Genomic DNA, 22,437 nt, shown 5'->3' with positions numbered 1-22,437 from the left:
GGGAACGATCGCGCAGGTGACGCTGAAACGTTTCACGAAGTCTTGCTCAGACCGCTTAAGGGATCAAGGAAACTCGTCATTTGGCTGCAAAAACTTAGAGCTAATGCACATTTCTTTAACACCTGCCGACGCGCTGCTGAACCAAAAGTCGCTTTCAACGCCATGTTTCAGCAACGTCAGCTTTAATGATAATTATTTCAAAATAGTGTTTTGATTTTTTGTGGCAAAACCCGGTGCGATGGCTGTCTATTTTTGCTCCAGCGGCGTAAACTCCGCGTCTCTCTATCCTAAACAATAGTAAAAGATGCAAACTTCTCCTGCTGACGCTGCCAACAGACCCGTTGATTTCACCTCTGCCGCGTTCCTGATCGTTGCCTTTTTAACCGGTATCGCCGGCGCGTTACAGACCCCGACCCTGAGCCTGTTTCTGACCAACGAGGTCCACGCTCGTCCGGCGATGGTGGGTTTCTTCTTCACCGGCAGCGCGGTGATCGGCATTCTGGTGAGCCAGTTTCTGGCTGGGCGATCCGACCGCAAAGGGAGCCGCAAAAACCTGATCGTTTTCTGCTGCCTGCTCGGCATGCTGGCCTGCTTGCTGTTTGCCTGGAACCGCAACTACTTTATTCTGCTGTTTATCGGCGTATTCCTGAGCAGCTTTGGCTCTACCGCCAACCCGCAGATGTTCGCCCTCGCTCGCGAGCACGCCGACCAGACCGGCCGGGAAGCGGTGATGTTCAGCTCGATACTGCGCGCTCAGGTGTCACTCGCATGGGTCATTGGCCCGCCGCTGGCCTACGCCCTGGCGATGGGGTTTGGCTTTACCGCTATGTACCTCAGCGCGGGGGTCGCTTTTATCGTCTGTGGCGTGATGGTCTGGCTTTTCCTGCCTGCGATGCGTAAGGAGCCGCGCCTCGCCAGTGGCGTGGTAGAAGCCCCGCGCACCAACCGTCGCGATGCCCTGCTGCTGTTTACTATCTGCACCCTGATGTGGGGCACCAACAGCCTCTACATTATCAATATGCCGCTGTTTATCATTGATGAACTGCACCTGCCGGAGAAGCTGGCTGGCGTGATGATGGGCACCGCCGCCGGGCTGGAGATCCCGACGATGCTGATTGCCGGCTACTATGCAAAGCGCTTCGGTAAACGCTTCCTGATGCGTATTGCGGTAGTGGGCGGCCTGCTGTTCTATATCGGGATGCTGACGGTGCATACCCCCGCCCTGCTGCTGGCCCTCCAGCTGCTGAACGCCATCTATATCGGCATTCTGGCGGGGATTGGCATGCTCTATTTCCAGGATCTGATGCCGGGTCAGGCCGGGGCCGCCACCACGCTCTATACCAACACCACACGCGTAGGCTGGATTATTGCCGGTTCGCTGGCAGGGATAGTGGCAGAGCTCTGGAACTACCACGCCGTATTCTGGTTCGCACTGGTGATGGTGCTGATCGCCGCCGTCTGCCTGGCGCGGATTAAGGACGTTTAGGGTGCGGTTGCCGCTTCGAGCTCAAGCAGCCAGGTTATCGCCGCGTCACGGCTGGTAAGGCACATCTCCTGGGACGGCTGTAGGCCGGAGCAGACCTTCGGGCGCAGGGGCGAGCCGAAGATGTTGCAGAGGTTATCCGCTGAGAGCTGAACGCAGCGCGTGTTGGCCGGTTTGCCGTTGGGCATCCCAGGAATAGGACTACTGATTGACGGGGCGGTACAGCAGGCTCCGCAGTCCGAGCGACACTCCATAAACGGCTCTCTTTTAGCGATCGATCGCGCAGCAAATGCCGACCTTTTGCCGCACGCTAACACTTTTTGTAGTCAAGATGCAAAACCTGGCGAAGAGGCTTGCCAACTGCGCCCCTCGCGGGTACTTTGTCGCGATATTTTTTCCACTTTTCCCGCACAGGATCCATCATGGCAAGAGCGAACGAAATTAAAAAAGGTATGGTATTGAACTACAACGGCAAGCTGCTGATTGTTAAAAATATCGATATTCAATCCCCTAGCGCCCGCGGTGCAGCCACCCTCTATAAAATGCGCTTCGCCGACGTCCGTACCGGGATGAAAGTGGAAGAGCGCTTCAAGGGCGATGACATTGTAGATACCGTGACCCTGACCCGTCGCTTCGTTGACTTCTCCTACGTGGACGGCAACGAGTACGTCTTTATGGATAAAGAAGACTACACCCCGTATATCTTCACCAAAGAGCAGATTGAAGAAGAGCTGCAGTTTATTCCAGAGGGCGGTATGCCAGATATGCAGGTTCTGACGTGGGATGGTCAGCTGCTGGCGCTGGAGCTGCCGCAGACGGTGGATCTGGAGATTGTGGAAACCGCACCGGGAATTAAAGGCGCATCGGCCAGCTCACGCACCAAGCCGGCGACCCTGAGCACCGGTCTGGTGATCCAGGTGCCTGAATACCTGACCACCGGCGAGAAGATCCGCATTCACATCGAAGAGAGCCGCTACATGGGCCGCGCGGATTAAAACGCCATAACCATTAAAAATGCCGGGTGGCGGCGAACGCCTTACCCGGCCTACCTCAGACTTATAATAAATCGCGGAACATCACCTGCTTCAGCGCCAGCTCCACGCCACGCACTTCCGCCATTCCCTTCAGGCGACCAATCGCCGAATAGCCCGGGTTGGTTTTCTTACGCAGATCGTCAAGCATCTGATGACCGTGATCCGGACGGAACGGGATCGGACGCAGGTCGCCCGCCTGTTTACGGCGCTGCTCTTCGGTCAAAATCGCTTTCACTACCGACACCATATCCACATCGCCCTGCAGATGTGCCGCCTCGTGGAAGGTTTTTGGATTCTCTTCCCGACAGGTTGAGCGCAGGTGGGTGAAGTGAATGCGGTCGCCGAAGGTTTCCACCATTTTCACCAGATCGTTATCGGCGCGCACGCCGTAGGAGCCGGTGCACATGGTGAAGCCGTTGTTGATGCTGTCCACGGTCTCTTTCAGCCACTGCATATCTTCAATGGTAGAGACAATGCGCGGCAGACCGAGGATCGGCCGCGGCGGATCGTCCGGGTGTACCGCCAGGCGCACGCCAGCTTCTTCTGCCACCGGAACAATGGCCCGCAGAAAGACGGCCATGTTTTCCCGCAGCTGCGCTTTATTGATGCCGTCATACTCCGCCAGGCGAGCGCGGAACTGGTCCAGGGTGTAGCCCTCTTCCGCTCCCGGCAGGCCAGCAATGATATTGCGGGTCAGCTTGTCGATTTCAGCCTCGCTGGCGTTGTCGAACCAGATTTTGGCCTGGCGCTGCTCCTCTTCGCTGTAGTCCGCTTCTGCGCCGTTGCGCTTCAGAACGTGCAGCTCAAAAGCGGCAAAGGCGATCTGGTCGAAACGCAGCGCTTTGGAGCCGTCCGGCAGCTCATACTCCAGATCGGTACGCGTCCAGTCGAGGATGGGCATAAAGTTGTAGCAGACGGTATCAATGCCGCAGGCGGCAAGGTTACGGATGCTCTGCTGATAGTTGGCAATCCAGGTATCAACCTGACCGCTGTGGGTTTTGATCTCTTCATGCACCGGGATGCTCTCAACCACCGACCAGGTTAACCCTTTTTCGGCCAGCAGCGCCTGGCGCTGTTTGATCTCTTCCACCGGCCAAACCTGACCGTTAGGAATATGGTGCAGCGCAGTGACCACGCCCGTTGCGCCTGCCTGACGCACATCATCAAGAGAAACCGGATCGTTCGGACCGTACCAACGCCAGGTGTGTTCCATCGCCTAACCTCACATAAAGTTGTTATACCAATATGGCTCATACAGATGACGACTACCATACATGTTTCCCGATTAGGGTCAATTGGTCCACCAGTTTTGATTGATCCAGCTCACGTTACGCAGATATTTGAGGCACACCAATTTAATTTGCTGTCATATAACTTTACACTGCTTTTTGTTAATTATTAGTTAATCAGGTGTGTTGGTCATGAAAAATATTGCCTCAGTTGCCCTCGCGGACAGCGTTCAACGGCCAGGGTACGATCGTCAGGCGCTACGCTCGCGCATTGTCCACTTTGGGTTTGGCGCTTTTCATCGCGCCCACCAGGCGCTGTTAACCGATCGGGTGCTGAACGCCCGGGGCGGCGACTGGGGGATCTGCGAGATCAGCCTGTTTAGCGGCGACACCTTAATGACCCAGCTCCGGGAGCAGGATCATTTGTTTACCGTGCTGGAGAAAGGCGCAGAGGGCAACCAGGCGATTATTGTTGGCGCGGTAAAGGAGTGTCTTAACGCTAAGCTCGACTCGCTGGCGGCCATTATTGAGAAGTTCTGCGAGCCGCAGGTGGCGATTGTCTCGCTGACCATCACCGAGAAAGGCTACTGCATCGATCCGGCCACTGGCAAACTGGATCCCCGCAACGAACGTATTATGCACGATCTGCAACATCCGCAGGAGCCGCACTCCGCACCGGGCATTCTGGTTGAGGCTCTCTCCCGCCGTCGCGAGCGGGGCCTGCCTCCCTTCAGCGTCCTCTCCTGCGACAATATTCCGGACAACGGCCACGTAGTCAAAAACGCCGTGCTGGGGATGGCGCAGCAGCGCTCTGCCGAGTTGGCGGCGTGGATCGCCGAACAGGTCAGTTTTCCGGGCACGATGGTCGACCGCATTGTGCCCGCGGCCACCGACGCCTCGCTGGCCGAGATTGCCGAGGTGCTGGGGGTAGAAGATCCCTGCGCCATCAGCTGTGAGCCGTTTATCCAGTGGGTGATTGAAGATAACTTCGTCGCCGGACGTCCAGAGTGGGAAGCCGCAGGCGTGCAGATGGTCGATGACGTCCTGCCCTGGGAGCAGATGAAGCTGCGGATGCTCAACGGCAGCCACTCCTTTTTAGCCTGGCTAGGCTACCTGGCAGGCTTTGCCCACATCAACGACTGTATGGCCGACGCGCATTTCCGCGCCGCCGCCCGCCGTCTGATGCTGGACGAGCAGGCCCCCACGCTGCGCATTACCGGGGTCGATCTCACTGACTATGCCGAGAGCCTGCTGGCGCGCTTTGCCAACCCGGCGCTACAGCACCGCACCTGGCAAATTGCGATGGACGGCAGCCAGAAGCTCCCCCAGCGCATGCTGGAGAGTATTCGTCTTCATCTGCAGCGTGGAACCCCCTGGCCACTGCTGGCGCTGGGCGTCGCGGGCTGGATGCGCTACGTCAGCGGCGTTGATGATGCAGGCAACGCTATAGACGTGCGCGATCCACTGGCGGCCACCTTCCGCGAGAAGGTCGCCCAGAGCAGCGAGCACGAACGCGTCACCGCCCTGCTCTCGCTCAGCGAAATCTTTGGCAGCGACCTCGCGCAAAACCCGGACTTTGTCTCCGGTATCGAAACGGCCTGGCAGCGCATCGCCACCCAGGGCGCGCATCAGGCGGTGATCGCTACGCTTCAGAATTAACCTTTCCTGCCTTTACCGCGGACGGAAAATGCTCCCGTCCGCGTTCACGCTTCTCTTTTCACTCTTTTTTCGCCAGGATGATGAGATTGTTTTTACGCCCTTTATCGGGCGGGACTATTTCTGGAGCGAATGTGACTAAGACCAATTTAATTACCGGCTTCCTGGGCACCGGCAAAACCACCTCTATATTGCATCTGCTGGAAAACAAGCCAGAGGGCGAGAAGTGGGCCGTGCTGGTCAATGAATTTGGTGAAGTCGGCATCGACGGCGCGCTGATGGCGGAGAGCGGCGCACTGCTCAAAGAGATCCCCGGCGGCTGCATGTGCTGCGTCAACGGCCTGCCGATGCAGGTGGGGCTGAATACCCTGTTGCGCCAGGGTAAACCCGATCGCCTGCTGATTGAGCCCACCGGTCTGGGCCATCCGAAGCAGATCCTCGATATCCTGACGGCGGAAGTGTATGAGCCGTGGATCGACCTGCGCGCCACCCTCTGCCTGCTTGATCCGCGCCAGCTGCTGAATGAAAAAGCGGTCAGCAATGAGAACTTCCGCGATCAGCTGGCGGCGGCAGATATTATCGTGGCGAATAAAAGCGATCGCGCCATCCCGGAAAGCGAGGCGGCGCTGGCCCAGTGGTGGCAGCAGTTCGGCGGCGATCGCCAGCTGCTTACCGCCACTCAAGGTGAGATTGACCCGGCGCTGCTGGATCTGCCTCGCCGCAACCGTCGCGCGCTGCCCGTCAGCGCCGAGCACAGCCACGGCCACGCGGAGAAAAAGGGTCTGGCGGCGCTGAACCTGCCCACCCACCAGCGCTGGCGGCGCAGCCTGAACAGCGGTCAGGGTCATCAGGCCTGCGGCTGGATTTTTGATGCCGAAACGCTGTTTGATACCGTGGGCATTCTGGAGTGGGCGCGCCTGGCCCCGGTTGGACGGGTCAAAGGCGTGATGCGCATTGCCGAAGGGCTGGTACGTATCAATCGCCAGGGCGACGATTTCCATATTGAGACACAAAGCGTTGCGCCACCGGACAGCCGCATTGAGCTCATTGCAGAGGGGGACGTGGACTGGAATACGCTTCAGTCCGCTCTGTTGAAGCTTCGTTTAGCGGATAGCGATTAACGTTGCGGCTTTAGAATCTGCCGTGATGGACTAATGAAAAATCGACTGCCGCTTATATTACTGCTTAACATTGCCGGGCTGGCCCTGTTTTTATCCTGGTATCTGCCCGCTAATCATGGGGCGTGGTTTACGCTGGACTCCGCGATTTTTCATTTTTTCAATCATCTGCTGGTGGAGAGTCGCGCCTTCCTGTGGCTGGTGGCCATCACCAATAACCGGGGGTTTGACGCCTGCTCGCTGCTGGCCATGGGCTGTGTAATGCTCGCGTTCTGGCTAAAAGCCGACGGCGCGGGCCGCCAGCGCATTGTGGCCATCGGCTTAACGATGCTGCTCACGGCACTGATAGTGAACCAGCTGGCGCAGCACCTCTATCCGGTTAAACGCGCCAGCCCTACCCTCTATTTCAACGATATTTGGCGCGCGAGCGAACTGTTAGACATATCCACTAAGGACGCCTCTAAAGACAGTTTCCCTGGCGATCACGGCATGATGCTGCTTATTTTTTCCACATTCATGTGGCGCTATTTTGGTGGCAAAACCTTCGCGGTTGCCCTTATTATTTTTGTGGTTTTTGCCTTCCCAAGGGTAATGATTGGCGCCCACTGGTTTAGCGATATCGCTGTGGGATCCCTTTCTGCGGTACTTATTGGCCTGCCGTGGATCCTGCTAACGTCATTTAGTGACAAAGTCATTTCGCGCTTTAACCATTACCTACCTAATAAAAACATACAATTTAATAACATTTAAAAAACTAATATTAACACTGGACATCAGGGATTCATTAGGATCCCTGACACAAATTTTTACCTCTCGCCGCAGTTTGTCATCAAATTGTCATTTAATTTTGTTTACAAATTAGTAAGTTGAATGGTTTTTAAGCTAAATCGCACATTTTTCACCCAAATCATTTTTTTCACTTTGTCTATCATAATTTCTTATAAAAAATCCTATAAAACTACTCGCAATGGGGGATACGATCGGTTAATCTCGATGACGTTTCGCCCCACAGAGATAAATATTCCCGCTGTGAATTAATTTGTGCGTTTCTCCACAGATTTGACCAAGAGGAATTGTCTCTCAGTGCGCAAGTAATTAGTCTCGTCACGTTTGGCATTTTATAACGATTATTTATCGTTAAGGACTTCAAGGGAAAATAAGCAACATGGTCAAATCTCAACCGTTCCTGAGATATCTCTGGCGGGCTATCCCCGCGATTGCAGTAGCGGCACTGCTTTCAGCTTGTTCGACAAATACCGCAAAGAATATGCACCCTGAGACGCATGTTGTGGGCATGGAAGATGCCTCTTCACTGCAAGCCTCTCAGGATGAATTTGAAAGTATGGTTCGTAATCTCGACGTTAAATCGCGAATTATGGATCAATACGCCAGCTGGAAAGGCGTGCGTTACCGTCTTGGCGGTGATACCAAACGCGGTATCGACTGCTCAGGTTTCGTACAGCGCACCTTCCGTGAACAGTTTGGCTTAGAGCTGCCGCGTTCGACCTACGAACAGCAGGAGATGGGTAAATCGGTTTCGCGCACTAGCCTGCGTACCGGCGACCTGGTTCTGTTCCGCGCTGGCTCTACCGGCCGCCACGTTGGCATCTATATCGGTAACAACCAGTTTGTTCATGCATCCACCAGCAGCGGTGTGATGATCTCCAACATGGATGAGCCATACTGGAAGAAGCGCTACAATGAAGCGCGCCGCGTTTTAGCTCGCAGCTAATTCGTACGCGGCAAACTTCTCGGGATCGGTTTTCCCTTGGCCGGTATCGCGAAAACATAATAATAGATGAAAGCGTTGCTCCGGCAGCGCTTTTTTTTGCCCTGTTGCCAGGCAAATTCTACCCAGTGCAATAGCGCGCGATTGATATTCACAATATCCTCAAGGTCACTTATCATTTACTGAATCTTAGCGCTCGGTAAAAGGACACTGCCTGATGACGTTTGCGCGCCTCTCTGCTCTGCTGTTGGCCCTGATCTGCTTTACTTGCCAGGCACAGGCTATTAAAGAGAACTATGCCTTCGCCGTGATTGGCGAACCGAAATACGCTATCGACTTTACCCATTTTGACTATGTGAACCCGGCGGCCCCCAAAGGCGGCAACGTTACGCTGTCGGTGATTGGCACGTTCGATAACTTCAACCGTTTTGCCCTGCGCGGCAATGCCGGCGTGCGCACCGAGTCGCTCTATGACTCGCTCTACACCACCTCCGACGATGAACCCGGCAGCTACTATCCGCTGATTGCTGAGGTCGCACGCTATGCCGATGACTATTCGTGGATGGAGATCGCGCTCAATCCCCGCGCCACCTTTCACGACGGTTCGCCCATTACCGCCCGCGACGTCGCCTTCACCTTCCATAAATTTATGACCGAAGGGGTGCCGCAGTTTCGCCTGATCTATAAAGGCACAACGATGGAAGCTATCGCCCCGCTCACGGTGCGCATCAAGCTGGCGAAGCCGGGCAAAGAGGATATGCTCAGCCTGCTCACCCTCCCGGTGATGCCGGAAAAGTTCTGGAAAGATCACAAGCTCAGCGATCCCCTCGCCACTCCGCCGCTGGGCAGCGGGCCGTACCGCATTACCACGTGGCGCATGGGCCAGTATATCGTCTACAGCCGGGTGAAGGACTACTGGGGAGCTAATCTGCCGGTTAACCGCGGCCGCTGGAATTTCGATTCGATCCGCTACGACTACTATCTCGACGATAACGTCGCCTTTGAAGCCTTTAAGGCTGGCGCATTCGACATGCGTACCGAGGGCGATGCCAAAAACTGGGCCACCCGCTACAGCGGCAAAAACTTCAGCAATCACCAGATTGTTAAGCAGGAGCTGAAGAACGAATCGGCACAGGATACGCGCTGGCTGGCGTTCAATAACCAGCGCCCGCTGTTTAGTGACCGCCGCGTACGCGAGGCGCTTACCCTCGCCTTTGACTTTGAGTGGATGAACAAGGCGCTGTTCTATAACGCCTACAGCCGCACCAACAGCTATTTCCAGAATACCGAGTACGCCGCGCGCGGTTATCCGGATGCGGCAGAGCTCACCCTGCTCGCCCCGATGAAGGCTGACCTGCCGCCGGAAGTGTTTACTCAGATCTATCAGCCGCCGGTGTCAAAGGGTAACGGCTTCGACCGTGCTAACCTGCTGAAGGCCAGCACGCTGCTGGATGACGCGGGCTGGGTGCTGAAAAAGCAGAAGCGAGTGAACGCTAAAACCGGCAAACCCTTTAGCTTTGAGCTGCTGCTGCCTGCCGGGGCCAACAATCTGTGGGTAATGCCGTTTCAGCACAGTTTGCAGCGTCTCGGGATCGTCATGAACGTTCGCCAGGTGGATAACTCCCAGCTGACCAATCGTCTGCGCAGCCGCGACTTTGATATGATGCCACGCACCGTGCGCGCTACGCCGTGGCCCGGTACCGACCTGCAAATCTCCTGGGGGTCGCAATACCTTGATTCGACCTATAATACGCCAGGCGTCAGCAGCCCGGTGATCGACGCCCTGCTGGGGCAGATCGTTGCCAACCAGGGGAATAAAGAGAAGCTTGTGCCGCTCGGGCGCGCGCTGGATCGCGTCCTGACCTGGAACTACTACATGCTGCCGATGTGGTTTATGGCGGCCGATCGCCTTGCGTACTGGGATAAGTTCTCCATGCCCGAAGTACGCCCGATCTACTCCCTCGGGTTTGATACCTGGTGGTACGACGTAAATAAAGCGGCAAAACTGCCTGCCGACAGGCGCTAAGGAGTACACGAGACGATGGGTGCCTATCTTATCCGCCGCCTACTGCTGGTGATCCCCACCCTGTGGGCGATCATCACCATCAACTTTTTTATTGTCCAAATCGCGCCCGGCGGGCCGGTGGACCAGGCGATTGCCGCCATTGAGTTCGGACAACAGGGCGGCATGCCGGGCGGTGGCGGAGAAGGCATGGGCGCAACCCACGCCCGTACAGGGGTCGGCAACGTGGGTGAAGGGCAGTATCGCGGCGCACGCGGGCTGGATCCGGAGGTGATCGCCGAGATCACCAAACGCTACGGCTTTGATAAGCCGCTATACGAACGCTACTTCACCATGCTGTGGAACTACGTGCGCTTTGACTTTGGCGATAGCCTGTTTCGCAGCGCCTCGGTGCTACAGCTAATCAAAGACAGCATGCCGGTCTCTATTACCCTCGGGCTGTGGGGAACGCTGATTATCTATCTGGTGTCGATTCCGCTGGGGATCCGCAAAGCGGTCTACAACGGCAGCCGCTTCGATATCTGGAGCAGCGCGTTTATCATTATCGGCTACGCTATTCCTGCCTTTCTGTTCGCTATCCTGCTGATTGTGCTGTTTGCAGGCGGCAGCTACTACGATCTCTTCCCGCTGCGCGGGCTGGTATCCGCCAACTTTGACGCCCTGCCCTGGTATCAAAAAATAACCGACTACCTGTGGCATATTACCCTGCCGGTGCTGGCGACGGTGATCGGCGGCTTCGCGGCGCTGACCATGCTGACTAAAAATTCGTTTCTTGATGAGATCCGCAAGCAGTATGTGGTGACCGCCCGGGCGAAAGGGGTAAGCGAGCGGGCGATCTTACGTAACCACGTCTTCCGTAACGCCATGCTGCTGGTGATCGCCGGTTTCCCGGCCACCTTTATCAGCATGTTTTTTACCGGCTCGCTGCTGATTGAGGTGATGTTCTCCCTCAACGGCCTTGGCCTGCTGGGCTATGAGGCGACCGTGTCGCGAGACTATCCGGTGATGTTTGGTACGCTCTATATTTTCACGCTGATTGGTCTGCTGCTGAATATCCTGAGCGATATCAGCTATACGCTGGTCGATCCGCGTATCGATTTTGAGGGTCGCTGATGCGTCGATTAAGCCACGTCAACCAGGCCCGCTGGGCGCGCTTTCGCCATAACCGCCGCGGCTATTGGTCGCTGTGGATCTTTGCGGTGATTTTCGTCCTCAGCCTCGGCTCAGAGCTTATCGCTAACGATAAGCCGCTGCTGGTGCATTATCAGGATCGTTGGTATGCCCCGGTGTTCAAGGATTACAGCGAGACCGCGTTTGGCGGCGAGTTTGCCACCCCAGCCGATTATCAGGATCCGTGGCTACAACAGCAGATTGCGACTCACGGCTGGGCGCTATGGGCCCCGATCCGCTTTGGGGCCACCAGCATTAACTTTGCGACCGACACGCCTTTCCCCTCCCCCCCTTCGGCGCAGAACTGGCTAGGAACCGATGCCAACGGCAGCGACGTGCTGGCGCGCATCCTCTACGGAACGCGGATCTCGGTGCTGTTTGGCCTGATGCTGACCCTCTGCTCCAGCGTGGTTGGCGTGCTGGCCGGAGCGTTACAGGGCTACTACGGGGGTAAAATCGACCTCTGGGGCCAGCGTTTTATTGAGGTCTGGTCGGGGATGCCGACGCTGTTTCTGATCATCCTGCTCTCCAGCGTGATCCAGCCAAACTTCTGGTGGCTGCTGGCGATCACGGTGATCTTCGGCTGGATGAGCCTGGTGGGCGTGGTGCGGGCGGAATTCCTGCGCACCCGCAACTTTGACTATATCCGCGCGGCGCAGGCGCTGGGGGTGAGCGATCGCGGAATTATCTTCCGCCATATGCTGCCGAACGCCATGGTGGCCACCCTCACCTTCCTGCCCTTTATTCTCTGCGGCTCCATCACTACCCTGACCTCGCTCGACTTTCTCGGCTTTGGCCTGCCGCTGGGGTCGCCTTCGCTGGGAGAGCTGCTGTTACAGGGTAAAAATAATTTGCAGGCTCCGTGGCTGGGTATTGCCGCCTTCCTGTCGGTGGCGGTGCTGCTTTCGCTGCTGATCTTTATTGGCGAAGCCGTGCGCGACGCGTTTGATCCCAACAAGGCGCTCTGATATGACTCCCCTCCTCACCATTGATTCGCTTTCGGTCGCCTTCCGTCATCAGGACCAGCTGCGTACCGTGGTCAGCGATCTGTCGCTCCAGGTTGAGGCCGGTGAGACCCTGGCGCTGGTCGGCGAGTCCGGCTCCGGCAAAAGCGTTAGCGCTCTGTCGATCCTGCGCCTGCTCCCCTCCCCGCCGGTGGTCTACCCCAGCGGCGATATCCGCTTTCATGGCGAATCGCTGCTCCACGCCAGCGAGCAGACCCTGCGCGGCGTGCGCGGGAATAAGATTGCCATGATTTTCCAGGAGCCGATGGTATCGCTTAATCCGCTGCATACCCTGGAGAAGCAGCTCTATGAGGTACTCTCCCTGCATCGCGGCATGCGGCGGGAGGCGGCGCGCGCTGAGATCCTCACCTGTCTCGATCGCGTAGGGATCCGTAACGCCCGCACGCGGCTGGGCGATTTCCCGCACCAGCTCTCCGGCGGTGAGCGCCAGCGGGTGATGATTGCCATGGCGCTGCTGACCCGCCCAGAACTGCTTATTGCCGATGAACCTACCACCGCGCTGGACGTGGCGGTGCAGGCGCAAATTCTACAGCTGCTGCGCGAGCTGCGTGATGAGCTAAACATGGGCCTGCTGTTTATCACCCATAACCTCAATATTGTGCGCAGGCTGGCGGACAGCGTGGCGGTGATGCATAACGGCCGCTGCGTCGAGCAGAACCGAGCGGCAACGCTGTTTAGCGCCCCGCAGCACGCTTATACCCAGCGCCTGCTAAATAGCGAGCCAGCGGGCGAGCCGGTTCCGTTGCCGTCCGATGCCCCGCCGCTGTTGGAGGTGGATCGTCTCGGGGTCGCCTTCCCGCTGCGTAAGGGACTTTTTAAGCGCGTCGTCGGCCATAAGTCGGTGGTTAAGGATCTGAGCTTTACCCTGCGGGCAGGGGAAACCCTGGGCCTGGTGGGCGAGTCCGGTTCGGGCAAGAGCACCACCGGGTTGGCGCTGCTGCGCCTGATCGCCTCGCAGGGGACAATTAACTTTGACGGTCAGCCGCTGCATCAGTGGGCGCGGAAGCAGATGCTGCCGGTGCGTCACCGGATGCAGGTGGTTTTTCAGGATCCCAACTCCTCGCTTAACCCCCGCCTCGACGTGCAGCAGATTATTGAGGAGGGGCTGCGCGTGCATCAGCCTGCGCTGACGCCGCAGGCGCGCGAGGAGCGGGTGATTGCGGTGATGCAGGAGGTGGGACTCGATCCTGAAACTCGCCACCGCTACCCGGCGGAGTTCTCCGGCGGCCAGCGTCAGCGGATCGCCATCGCCCGGGCGCTCATTTTACAGCCGGAGCTGATCGTGCTGGATGAGCCTACTTCGTCGCTGGATCGCACCGTGCAGGCACAGATCCTCGCTCTGCTGAAGTCGTTGCAGGAGAAGCATCGGCTGGCCTATCTGTTTATCAGTCACGATCTGCAGGTGGTGCGGTCGCTGTGTCACCAGGTGATTATTCTGCGGCAGGGTGAAGTGGTTGAGCAGGGAGAGTGCCAGCGCGTGTTTGCCGATCCGCAGAACGACTATACGCGCCAGCTGCTAGCGCTGAGCTAGCATTTAGAACGGTGCAGTGCTGGCAAACGGCTCGGCAATCGCCACGCCAAAGTTTTTCAGGCGGCAGGTGGCGGCAAATTCATCTTGCCTATTTACAAACAGGCACGGCTCGCCTTCACACTCCAGCACGGAGCAGTCGACTTCGATATCGTTTAGCGCCTGGCTAAGCTTGTGCATCACCGGCCAGGCTTTATCGCCGTCCGGGCTCAGCAGCTTTAACGCCACCAGACAGTTGTCACCGCTCTGGCCGTTAGATGGGATCGGTTCGACTTGCGAGCCGGCAGCGCCTGCCAGCCAGCGGTAACTTTGGGGTAACCGATGCACAATAGAGAGATTTAAGCTATTCATGTTCTTCCCCGAAGCAATCACTTCACAATTCATTTACATCAATATTAACACATCATTGACATTTCTGCCTGTCACGACGCAGTAACCGCTTACATCCTTGAATTTACAAGGTTAGCAGCCTCATTATTAGGGTGGGTGGATGATGCCTTACCTCACCTTTTGGGGGTATATTTACCCGTTTCTGCGATCTAACTCAACCTTTTTAACTACAACAGTGTGACATTTACACAAATGGATTTTACATAAAAGAAACAAATGATAGCAATCTCACAATAGATTGTGATGATGTGTATCAATGAAGGGGCAGTTTTGCCCCTTAAAGAGAGGCGCTAGCCGCGCTTAGGACGGCTGGCGTAGAGATAGAAGAGAATGGAGCTGGTTGCGCAGAAGGCGATAGACCAGATCATTGGCCAGGCACTGTTAAAGGTCGCGAGAGAGAGCAGCGCGCCTACAATGGCACCGATACCAAAGCGGAACGTTCCCGCCAGCGACGAAGCGGTACCCGCCATGTGTGGAAACTCATCCAGAATCACCGCCATCGCGTTTGAGGCCACCAGCGAGACGCAACCGACAAAAGCGGCGACGCCCACGACCAGCGCCCAGAAGCCCACGTCAAACGCGGCACTCAGCACCATCCACAGCGCCATCACGAACTGGATCCACAGCCCGGCACGGAACATCCTTAGCGCCCCTACCCGCCGCACAAATCGACCATTGATAATGGTCATGATAAACAGGAAGACGATATTCAGCGCGAAGTAGTAGCCAAAGTTCTGCGGCAGAACGTGGTTCAGCTCAATGTAGACAAATGGCCCGGCGCTTAAGAACGAGAACATGCCCGCGAAGCTGAAACCGCTTGCAAGCATATAGCTCAGCACCCGCTTGTGGCGAAACAGCGTCGCGAAGTTACCCAGGGTGGTACGAATGTGAAACGGCTGACGTCGCTCTACCGGCAGCGTCTCGCTGATAAAGAAGAAGATCATCAGCGAGGCCAGCAGGGCGGCGATCGCCAGGATCCAGAAGATAGCGTGCCAGCTTAACCAGACCAGCACCGCACCGCCGATCATCGGGGCCAGCAGCGGTGCAACGGTGGTCACCAGCATGACAAACGACATCATCCGCGAGAACTCCTCTTTCGGATAGATATCGCGCATCAGGGCGTTGATCACCACGCTTGCTGCCGCAGCTGCCAGACCGTGGAAAAAACGCAGGGTGATAAGCTGATCGATACTCTGGGCCAGCGCGCAGGCGCCTGCCGCTGCGGCAAAAATCAGGGTGCCGCCGAGGATCACCGGCTTGCGGCCAATGCTGTCCGCCATGGGACCGTAGAGCAGCTGACCCAGCGCAAAGCCAAGAATATAGGTGCTCAGGGTCATCTGGGCGCTACCGGCCGGGACGCCAAACTGCTGGGCAATCACCGGCAGCGCGGGCAGATACATATCGATCGAGAGCGGCATCAGCATGGCCAGCAGGCCAAGAATAAAGACAATGCGCAGGGAAGAGTGCTGCCTGGTGGTCACTACGGGCTCCTGGGATTTAGCGGGACGTTAAGCTAACGCTGGCGATCTCTTCTTCGGTCAACGGACGGTACTCGCCCGGGGCCAGGTCAGCGTCGAGAACAATCTCTCCGATGCGCTCGCGGTGCAGGCCAACAACATGGTTACCTACCGCAGCAAACATGCGCTTAACCTGGTGGTAGCGCCCCTCGCTGATGGTCAGACGCACCTCGGTGGGGGTGATCACCTCCAGCACGGCGGGCTTGGTCAGATCGGGCTCGTTATGCAGCTGAACGCCTTTCGCGAACTGCGCGGCAGTGTCCTCGCTAACCGGCGACTCCAGCGTTACCAGGTAGGTTTTCTCGCAGTGGTGACGCGGAGAGGTGATGCGATGTGACCACTGGCCGTCGTCGGTCATCAGCACCAGTCCGGTGGTATCGATATCCAGCCGTCCGGCGGCATGCAGCTTATGGGCCACCGGCTCGTCAAGGAAGTAGAGTACCGTCGGGTGATCGGGATCGTCGGTGGAACAGACGTACCCCTGCGGCTTATGCAGCATAAAGTAGCGCGGGCCGGTCTGCTGTACGAGGGTATTGCCGTCGTACTCTACCTCGTGCTCGGGCAGAAGTTTGAAGGCGGCGTTTCTAACAATATCGCCATCCACGGTAACGCGGCTGCCGCGGATTTCACGCCCGGCAATAGCCCGGCTGACGCCGAGTTGCTGAGCGATAAACTTATCAAGTCGCATGAAGTCTTATTTGCCTGTAAAGAGTGCTGGAGTCGGACAAAAGTCCGAAAAAAAGAAGCAATTGTGAATCTCTCAGTATAACGGTGTATCAGCAGCGCTCAAGCGAAAATATCGTGGCATAATATGAGCAGACTAATGAACGCCGAGAGACAATGACCTTTACGCTACGCCCCTATCAACGAGATGCGGTAAACGCCACCCTCGCCCACTTTCGCCATCGCCATGAACCAGCGGTTATCGTCCTGCCTACCGGCGCGGGCAAAAGCCTGGTGATCGCCGAGCTTGCCCGCGTGGCCCGTGGCCGCGTGCTGGTGCTCGCTCATGTCAAAGAGCTGGTGGCGCAGAACCATGCCAAATATCTGGCGCTGGGGCTGGAGGCGGATATCTACGCCGCCGGGCTGAAGCGCAAAGAGAGCCACGGCAAGGTGGTGTTTGGCAGCGTGCAGTCGGTCGCGCGCAATCTTGACCATTTCCAGGGGGAGTTCTCCCTGCTGATCGTCGACGAGTGCCACCGCATCAGCGATGATGACGAGAGCCAGTATCAGCAGATCCTGACCCATCTCTCTAAGGTCAACCCCCGCCTGCGCCTGCTGGGCCTGACCGCCACGCCATTCCGCCTCGGCAAAGGGTGGATCTACCAGTTTCACTACCACGGGATGGTGCGCGGCAACGAGAAGGCGCTGTTTCGCGACTGCATCTATGAGCTGCCGCTGCGCTATATGATCAAGCACGGCTACCTGACGCCTCCCGAGCGGCTGGATATGCCCATCGTGCAGTATGACTTTAGCCGGTTGCAGCCCCAGAGCAGCGGCCTGTTCAGCGAGGCGGATCTCAACCGCGAGCTGAAAAAGCAGCAGCGTATTACCCCGCACATCGTCAGCCAGATCGTCGAGTTTGCCGCCGAGCGCCAGGGGGTGATGATCTTTGCCGCCACCGTGGAGCATGCCCGGGAGGTCACCGGCCTACTGCCTGCCGGCGAGGCAGCGCTGATCACCGGCGAGACGCCGGGCCCCGAGCGCGATGCGCTGATCGAGGAGTTCAAATGTAAGCGTTTTCGCTATCTGGTGAACGTCTCGGTATTGACCACCGGCTTCGATGCGCCGCACGTGGATCTGATCGCCATTCTGCGCCCGACGGAGTCCGTCAGCCTCTATCAGCAGATTGTCGGCCGCGGCCTGCGTCTTGCGCCGGGTAAGATCGACTGCCTGATCCTCGACTATGCCGGTAACCCGCACGATCTCTATGCCCCGGAGGTCGGAGAGCCAAAAGGGAAAAGTGATAACGTGCCGGTGCAGGTCTTCTGCCCTGACTGCGGTTTTGCTAATACCTTCTGGGGCAAGATGGCTGCTGACGGCACCTTAATTGAGCACTTTGGTCGCCGCTGCCAGGGCTTTTTTGAGGATGACGAGGGCCATCGGGAGCAGTGCAGCTACCGCTTCCGCTTTAAAAACTGTCCCCAGTGCAATGCCGAAAACGACATTGCCGCCCGCCGCTGCCGGGAGTGCGACACCGTGCTGGTGGATCCAGACGATATGCTGAAGGCGGCGCTGAAGCTGAAGGATGCCCTGGTACTGCGCTGCAGCGGCATGGATTTGCAGCACGGCGCGGACGATAAAGGCGAGTGGCTGAAGATCACCTACTACGACGAGGACGGGGCCGACGTCAGCGAGCGCTTCCGCCTGCATACCCCTGCCCAGCGTACCGCCTTTGAGCAGCTCTTTATCCGCCCGCACACTCGCACCCCCGGCGTGCCGCTGCGCTGGATCGTGGCCGCCGATATCAAAGCCCAGCAGGCGCTACTGCGCCACCCTGATTTTGTCGTGGCGCGCCTGAAGGGCCAGTACTGGCAGGTGCGGGAGAAGGTGTTTGATTATGAAGGCCGCTTCCGCCGGGCAAACGAATTGCGCGGTTAGCGTACTTTTCGTTGAAGAAAAAGCGATTCAGGGCTACTATATCGCCCGCTTTACATCCGTAAAGCCAGAAATCTGCCTGCTGCTGGGTCGCCTGTAGCAGGAATTATTGAAGAGAAATTGATATGTTCACTATCGAAGCACAAGCACGTAAAGAGCAGGGTAAGGGTGCGAGCCGCCGCCTGCGTACCGCGAACAAGTTCCCGGCGATCGTTTACGGTGGCACTGAAGCCCCGATCGCTATCGAACTGGATCACGACAAAGTTATGAACATGCAGGCTAAAGAAGGTTTTTACGGCGAAGTTCTGACTCTGGTTGTTGACGGTACTGAAGTAAAAGTTAAAGTTCAGGCTGTACAGCGTCACCCGTACAAACCTAAACTGTCTCACATCGACTTCGTTCGCGCTTAATCGCTTACGTGTTGAAAAAAACCCCGCTTCGGCGGGGTTTTTTGTTATGACTTACCGGATGTTCTGCGCTGAAGCTGATCGCGCAGGTTCGGCGGCGTCACCTTGATGGTCAGAGTATCCGTTGCCGGATCCCAGAAAATACGCTCGCCGAGCAGCATCGCATCAAAGTTAATGGTTAACCCGCCGCCGCTGCCGGCGTACTTGGTCAGCTGACGCAGGGTGCTGCGATCCGCCGGGAAACTCTCCTCCAGCTCGTAGCCTTTATCCGCGGTAAACTCCTGGAAGCTTACCTCGCTGACGCCCCCCAGCTCTTTCGACAGCGACGCCAGTTCAATCTCTTCTCCCGCCTGTAGCTGCTCGTTGCAGTAGCTGTAGACCTGCTGACGCACGCTCTGGCGCTCGGCTTTATCGAGCTGCGCCTCGGCGGTAAAGTCGTCCACCGCCTGCAACAGGCCGCGGTTCTGCGCTTTGGCGTTCAGCCCCTCGCTGGCCCCGAGGAAATCCATAAAGAAGTCGGCGACCTTGCGCCCTACCCTGCCCTTCAGGAAGGTCAGGTAGCGGGTCGACTCTGGATTGGTCTCCCACTCGGTGAGATCGATCCGCGCCACGATATCGGCATGGTTAATATCGAGATAGTGGGTTGAGCTAATATCAAGCTGCTCGTTGACGCGCATGCTGCTGAGGTTGTTCAGCACCGCCACCAGCAGATACTCCACCGCCAGGTAGCGATAGTGGCAGAACAGCACGATACCGCCGTCGGCAAAGGGGTATTTTGCCAGCTCGTCGCGCAGGCGTCCGGTCGCCGCCCGGCTAAAGGCGAGGAAATCGTCGTTGCCCTGGCGCTGCTGACGCAGCGTCTCGGCCAGCTCGCTCTCTTCGCTAAACAGGCCGTAGGCTTTATTTTTTGCACTGTAGACCCGGTGCAGCTCGGCCATCATCTCTACAACGGTGGCCGTCGGCTCCAGTAATGAATCGCGCAGCACCAGCTCAAGGGTTTGCTCATCACGCTTGATAAGCTGGTGCAGGGCAATCTGGTTGATATCCAGACTCATGATAAACTCTCCTGTTAGACCGGCGGTATTCAACCACCGCAGAGGTAACAGCGCAACCAGAGATCAAACCAGAGATAAAAAAGCAGAAAAAAAGCTGTTGCTACGGTACTATGTTGCCCTTTCATAAAGAGACTGATTCTGATTTTATGCCACAAATTTCCCGTTATAGTGATGAACACGTTGAACAACTCCTGAGCGAGCTGGCGAACGTGCTGGAAAAACACAAGGTTCCGACCGATCTCTCCCTGATGGTGCTGGGAAACATGGTCACCAACCTGATCAACACCAGCGTTGCCCCGGCACAGCGGCAGGCTATTGCGAAATCCTTCGCTCAGGCGTTGCAGTCCTCCGTGGCTGACGATAAAGCGCATTAAGGACAACGACGGCATTTTATGGTGACTCATCGTCAACGCTACCGAGAAAAAGTCTCCCAGATGGTTAGCTGGGGGCACTGGTTTGCCCTGTTCAACATTCTGTTGGCCATGGTTCTTGGCAGTCGTTACCTGTTCGTCGCCGACTGGCCGACCACGCTTGGCGGCAGGATCTACTCCTGGCTGAGCGTCATCGGCCACTTCAGCTTTGTGGTGTTTGCTACCTATCTGCTGATCCTCTTCCCGCTGACCTTTGTAGTGATGTCGCAGCGGCTGATGCGTGCGTTCTCCGCCGTGCTGGCCACTATCGGCATGACGCTGCTGCTGATCGACAGCGAAGTCTTTACCCGTTTCCACCTGCACCTGAACCCCATCGTCTGGGAGCTGGTGATCAACCCGGACCAGAACGAGATGGCCCGCGACTGGCAGCTGATGTTTATCAGCGTGCCGGTGATCCTGCTGGTGGAGCTGCTGTTTGCCAACTGGAGCTGGCAGAAGCTGCGCAGCCTGACGCGCCGTCGTCGCTACGCTAAGCCGGTGGCCGCCCTGTTCTTTACCGCCTTTATCGCCTCGCACCTGACCTATATCTGGGCCGACGCGAACTTCTACCGGCCGATCACTATGCAGCGCGCTAACCTGCCGCTCTCCTACCCGATGACCGCGCGTCGGTTCCTGGAGAAGCATGGCCTGCTGGATGCGCAGGAGTATCAGCGCCGACTGGTTGAACAGGGGAACCCGGAGGCGGTTTCGGTCCAGTATCCGCTGAGCGATCTGCGCTACCGTGATATGGGGCCGGGACAAAACGTACTGCTGATCACCGTCGACGCGTTAAACTATTCGCGCTACGAAAAAGAGATGCCGTCGCTGGCGGGCTTTGCCGCAGAGAACATCACCTTTACCCAGCATATGAGCGCCGGTAACGAGACCGATAATGGTCTCTTTGGCCTGTTCTACGGTATTTCGCCCTCCTATATGGACGGGGTGCTGTCGGCGCGTATTCCGGCGGCGCTGGTGACCGCGCTTAATCAGCAGGGCTATCAGCTGGGCCTCTTCTCCTCGGACGGTTTCAGCAGTTCGCTCTATCGCCAGGCCCTGCTCTCTGACTTCTCTCTGCCCGCCGCGAAGGCGCAGTCCGATAAGCAGACCGCCGATCAGTGGATTAACTGGCTGGATCGCTACGCGCAGGAAGATAACCGCTGGTTCTCGTGGGTGTCGTTTAACGGCACGTCGCTGGATGCTACGCGGCAGGACGCCGATCGCCGCTATGCTCAGGCCGCGGGTAACGTCGATGCACAGATAGCGCGCGTGCTGACCGCCCTGCGCGATGCCGGCAAGCTGGATAAAACGGTGGTGATCGTCACCGCAGGCCACGGCGTTGCCACTGGGAACAGTGAAATGGACGAGGGCTGGTCACGGGGCGATCTGCACGTGCCGCTGGTGATCCACTGGCCAGGCACGCCTGCCCAGCGCATCAGCAAGCTGACCGATCATAAAGATGTCATGACCACGCTGATGCAGCGTCTGCTGCACGTCAGCACCCCAGCGAACGAGTACTCTCAGGGTCAGGATCTGTTTAACGCCGCGCGCCGCCATAACTGGGTTACCGCCGCAGATAACAATACGCTGGCGGTCACGACGCCGGAGATGACGCTGGTGCTGAAGCACAACGGCACCTATCAGACTTACGATCTGAAAGGTGAGAAGATCGGCGATCAAAAACCACAGCTCAGCCTGCTATTGCAGGTGCTAACGGATGAAAAACGCTTTATCGCTAACTGATTGATTAATTATAAATCAGTCAGTTTGCCAGCGCTTGCAATCGGTGATGAAAAGGGTAGTATTAGCGCCACAGATCGGCACGTAGCGCAGCCTGGTAGCGCACCGTCATGGGGTGTCGGGGGTCGGAGGTTCAAATCCTCTCGTGCCGACCAAAAAATCCCAGAAGAACCAGCCTCTTACGGCTGGTTTTTTTATGCCTTAAATTCGGCTGGGGTACTGTTGGGGTAAAATGGGGGTGAAACCCCCGTCAAATTACCTTACAGCACCGGGCAGTCGTCGTCCCTTTCTACAGCATTTATCAGCGCGAAAACCGGCCCGATAACGG

At 57.2% G+C, this 22,437-nt stretch carries 20 protein-coding genes and 1 tRNA gene; 15 read left to right on the top strand and 6 right to left on the bottom strand.

What is annotated here, in order from left to right; translation table 11 throughout:
- The first annotated feature begins 304 nt into the window (after positions 1-304).
- A complete protein-coding gene (gene setB, locus FN633_RS13985; RefSeq protein ID WP_154058115.1) occupies positions 305-1,486 on the top strand; it encodes a sugar efflux transporter SetB in 1,182 nt (393 codons plus the stop codon).
- Here setB and FN633_RS13980 read toward each other — a convergent pair.
- The gene (locus tag FN633_RS13980) at positions 1,483-1,737 is read right to left on the bottom strand and encodes a YkgJ family cysteine cluster protein (protein ID WP_154058114.1); all 255 of its coding nucleotides are present in this window, start codon (positions 1,735-1,737) and stop codon (positions 1,483-1,485) included. The two genes, setB and FN633_RS13980, sit on opposite strands and share 4 nt — an antisense overlap.
- A 168-nt stretch (positions 1,738-1,905) precedes the next feature.
- Between FN633_RS13980 and yeiP the strand changes: the two genes are divergently transcribed.
- Positions 1,906-2,478, top strand: a complete 573-nt coding sequence (gene yeiP, locus FN633_RS13975; RefSeq protein WP_042389687.1) for an elongation factor P-like protein YeiP — start codon at positions 1,906-1,908, stop codon at positions 2,476-2,478.
- Positions 2,479-2,539: 61 nt separating this feature from the next.
- Here yeiP and uxuA read toward each other — a convergent pair whose 3' ends face one another.
- Positions 2,540-3,730 (bottom strand): mannonate dehydratase, encoded by a 1,191-nt coding sequence (gene uxuA / locus FN633_RS13970; RefSeq protein WP_154058113.1) that lies wholly within the window; start codon positions 3,728-3,730, stop codon positions 2,540-2,542.
- 208 nt (positions 3,731-3,938) lie between these two features.
- On the opposite strand from uxuA, the gene FN633_RS13965 reads away from it, so the two are divergent.
- The 8 genes from FN633_RS13965 (at position 3,939) to yejF (ending at position 13,998) form a co-directional block, all read left to right on the top strand.
- Entirely contained in the window at positions 3,939-5,405 is a 1,467-nt protein-coding gene (locus FN633_RS13965) for a mannitol dehydrogenase family protein (RefSeq protein ID WP_154058112.1), read from the top strand.
- Positions 5,406-5,536: 131 nt separating this feature from the next.
- Positions 5,537-6,523, top strand: coding sequence for a CobW family GTP-binding protein (locus FN633_RS13960; RefSeq protein WP_154058111.1), 987 nt, complete (start codon positions 5,537-5,539; stop codon positions 6,521-6,523).
- Positions 6,524-6,556: 33 nt separating this feature from the next.
- On the top strand, positions 6,557-7,270 hold the full coding sequence (locus FN633_RS13955) for a phosphatase PAP2 family protein (RefSeq protein WP_154058110.1): 714 nt from the start codon (positions 6,557-6,559) through the stop codon (positions 7,268-7,270).
- 415 nt (positions 7,271-7,685) lie between these two features.
- Complete coding sequence (gene mepS, locus FN633_RS13950; RefSeq protein ID WP_042389677.1) at positions 7,686-8,252, top strand: bifunctional murein DD-endopeptidase/murein LD-carboxypeptidase; 567 nt, start codon at positions 7,686-7,688, stop codon at positions 8,250-8,252.
- A gap of 214 nt (positions 8,253-8,466) precedes the next feature.
- A complete protein-coding gene (locus tag FN633_RS13945; RefSeq protein ID WP_154058109.1) occupies positions 8,467-10,275 on the top strand; it encodes an extracellular solute-binding protein in 1,809 nt (602 codons plus the stop codon).
- Between the two features lie 15 nt (positions 10,276-10,290).
- Entirely contained in the window at positions 10,291-11,385 is a 1,095-nt protein-coding gene (locus FN633_RS13940; protein ID WP_154058108.1) for a microcin C ABC transporter permease YejB, read from the top strand.
- Complete coding sequence (locus FN633_RS13935; protein WP_154058107.1) at positions 11,385-12,410, top strand: microcin C ABC transporter permease; 1,026 nt, start codon at positions 11,385-11,387, stop codon at positions 12,408-12,410. The genes FN633_RS13940 and FN633_RS13935 overlap by 1 nt, the downstream gene beginning before the upstream one ends.
- A 1-nt stretch (position 12,411) precedes the next feature.
- Positions 12,412-13,998: a microcin C ABC transporter ATP-binding protein YejF gene (yejF, locus tag FN633_RS13930; protein WP_154058106.1), complete on the top strand. Its 1,587-nt coding sequence runs from the start codon at positions 12,412-12,414 to the stop codon at positions 13,996-13,998.
- 3 nt (positions 13,999-14,001) lie between these two features.
- Here yejF and FN633_RS13925 read toward each other — a convergent pair whose 3' ends face one another.
- The 3 genes from FN633_RS13925 to rsuA all read right to left on the bottom strand — a co-directional run bounded on the left by FN633_RS13925 (position 14,002) and on the right by rsuA (position 16,590).
- Complete coding sequence (locus FN633_RS13925) at positions 14,002-14,346, bottom strand: YejG family protein (RefSeq protein WP_154058105.1); 345 nt, start codon at positions 14,344-14,346, stop codon at positions 14,002-14,004.
- A 329-nt stretch (positions 14,347-14,675) separates the two neighbouring features.
- On the bottom strand, positions 14,676-15,866 hold the full coding sequence (locus FN633_RS13920) for a Bcr/CflA family multidrug efflux MFS transporter (protein ID WP_154058104.1): 1,191 nt from the start codon (positions 15,864-15,866) through the stop codon (positions 14,676-14,678).
- 16 nt (positions 15,867-15,882) lie between these two features.
- Positions 15,883-16,590, bottom strand: a complete 708-nt coding sequence (gene rsuA, locus FN633_RS13915; RefSeq protein WP_154058103.1) for a 16S rRNA pseudouridine(516) synthase RsuA — start codon at positions 16,588-16,590, stop codon at positions 15,883-15,885.
- A 152-nt stretch (positions 16,591-16,742) separates the two neighbouring features.
- Here rsuA and radD point away from each other — a divergent pair, with 152 nt between their 5' ends.
- Together radD and rplY are read left to right on the top strand one after the other, a co-directional pair.
- Positions 16,743-18,503 (top strand): DNA repair helicase RadD, encoded by a 1,761-nt coding sequence (radD, locus tag FN633_RS13910; protein ID WP_154058102.1) that lies wholly within the window; start codon positions 16,743-16,745, stop codon positions 18,501-18,503.
- A gap of 122 nt (positions 18,504-18,625) precedes the next feature.
- Positions 18,626-18,910 (top strand): 50S ribosomal protein L25, encoded by a 285-nt coding sequence (gene rplY / locus FN633_RS13905; RefSeq protein ID WP_042389657.1) that lies wholly within the window; start codon positions 18,626-18,628, stop codon positions 18,908-18,910.
- Between the two features lie 44 nt (positions 18,911-18,954).
- Here rplY and yejK read toward each other — a convergent pair whose 3' ends face one another.
- Complete coding sequence (gene yejK / locus FN633_RS13900; protein WP_154058101.1) at positions 18,955-19,962, bottom strand: nucleoid-associated protein YejK; 1,008 nt, start codon at positions 19,960-19,962, stop codon at positions 18,955-18,957.
- A 146-nt stretch (positions 19,963-20,108) separates the two neighbouring features.
- On the opposite strand from yejK, the gene FN633_RS13895 reads away from it, so the two are divergent.
- The 3 genes from FN633_RS13895 to FN633_RS13885 all read left to right on the top strand — a co-directional run bounded on the left by FN633_RS13895 (position 20,109) and on the right by FN633_RS13885 (position 22,264).
- The gene (locus FN633_RS13895; RefSeq protein WP_042389941.1) at positions 20,109-20,336 is read left to right on the top strand and encodes a YejL family protein; all 228 of its coding nucleotides are present in this window, start codon (positions 20,109-20,111) and stop codon (positions 20,334-20,336) included.
- Positions 20,337-20,354: 18 nt separating this feature from the next.
- Positions 20,355-22,112: an LPS biosynthesis-modulating metalloenzyme YejM gene (gene yejM, locus FN633_RS13890; RefSeq protein WP_154058100.1), complete on the top strand. Its 1,758-nt coding sequence runs from the start codon at positions 20,355-20,357 to the stop codon at positions 22,110-22,112.
- 75 nt (positions 22,113-22,187) lie between these two features.
- Positions 22,188-22,264 (top strand) — tRNA-Pro (locus FN633_RS13885).
- Positions 22,265-22,437 lie beyond the last annotated feature (173 nt).

Origin of the sequence: Pseudescherichia vulneris (assembly GCF_902164725.1) — a bacterium.
Lineage (GTDB): Bacteria > Pseudomonadota > Gammaproteobacteria > Enterobacterales > Enterobacteriaceae > Pseudescherichia > Pseudescherichia vulneris.
Note: the sequence above shows the minus strand (reverse complement) of the source record. Positions and strands in the feature narration are given on the sequence as shown.

Excerpts from the sequence above, each read along its gene's own strand:
- setB (WP_154058115.1), top strand. The coding sequence starts at position 305 with ATGCAAACTTCTCCTGCTGACGCTGCCAACAGACCCGTTGATTTCACC.
- FN633_RS13980 (WP_154058114.1), bottom strand. The coding sequence starts at position 1,737 with ATGGAGTGTCGCTCGGACTGCGGAGCCTGCTGTACCGCCCCGTCAATC.
- yeiP (WP_042389687.1), top strand. The coding sequence starts at position 1,906 with ATGGCAAGAGCGAACGAAATTAAAAAAGGTATGGTATTGAACTACAAC.
- uxuA (WP_154058113.1), bottom strand. The coding sequence starts at position 3,730 with ATGGAACACACCTGGCGTTGGTACGGTCCGAACGATCCGGTTTCTCTT.
- FN633_RS13965 (WP_154058112.1), top strand. The coding sequence starts at position 3,939 with ATGAAAAATATTGCCTCAGTTGCCCTCGCGGACAGCGTTCAACGGCCA.
- FN633_RS13955 (WP_154058110.1), top strand. The coding sequence starts at position 6,557 with ATGAAAAATCGACTGCCGCTTATATTACTGCTTAACATTGCCGGGCTG.
- mepS (WP_042389677.1), top strand. The coding sequence starts at position 7,686 with ATGGTCAAATCTCAACCGTTCCTGAGATATCTCTGGCGGGCTATCCCC.
- FN633_RS13945 (WP_154058109.1), top strand. The coding sequence starts at position 8,467 with ATGACGTTTGCGCGCCTCTCTGCTCTGCTGTTGGCCCTGATCTGCTTT.
- FN633_RS13940 (WP_154058108.1), top strand. The coding sequence starts at position 10,291 with ATGGGTGCCTATCTTATCCGCCGCCTACTGCTGGTGATCCCCACCCTG.
- FN633_RS13935 (WP_154058107.1), top strand. The coding sequence starts at position 11,385 with ATGCGTCGATTAAGCCACGTCAACCAGGCCCGCTGGGCGCGCTTTCGC.
- yejF (WP_154058106.1), top strand. The coding sequence starts at position 12,412 with ATGACTCCCCTCCTCACCATTGATTCGCTTTCGGTCGCCTTCCGTCAT.
- FN633_RS13925 (WP_154058105.1), bottom strand. The coding sequence starts at position 14,346 with ATGAATAGCTTAAATCTCTCTATTGTGCATCGGTTACCCCAAAGTTAC.
- rsuA (WP_154058103.1), bottom strand. The coding sequence starts at position 16,590 with ATGCGACTTGATAAGTTTATCGCTCAGCAACTCGGCGTCAGCCGGGCT.
- radD (WP_154058102.1), top strand. The coding sequence starts at position 16,743 with ATGACCTTTACGCTACGCCCCTATCAACGAGATGCGGTAAACGCCACC.
- rplY (WP_042389657.1), top strand. The coding sequence starts at position 18,626 with ATGTTCACTATCGAAGCACAAGCACGTAAAGAGCAGGGTAAGGGTGCG.
- yejK (WP_154058101.1), bottom strand. The coding sequence starts at position 19,962 with ATGAGTCTGGATATCAACCAGATTGCCCTGCACCAGCTTATCAAGCGT.
- FN633_RS13895 (WP_042389941.1), top strand. The coding sequence starts at position 20,109 with ATGCCACAAATTTCCCGTTATAGTGATGAACACGTTGAACAACTCCTG.
- yejM (WP_154058100.1), top strand. The coding sequence starts at position 20,355 with ATGGTGACTCATCGTCAACGCTACCGAGAAAAAGTCTCCCAGATGGTT.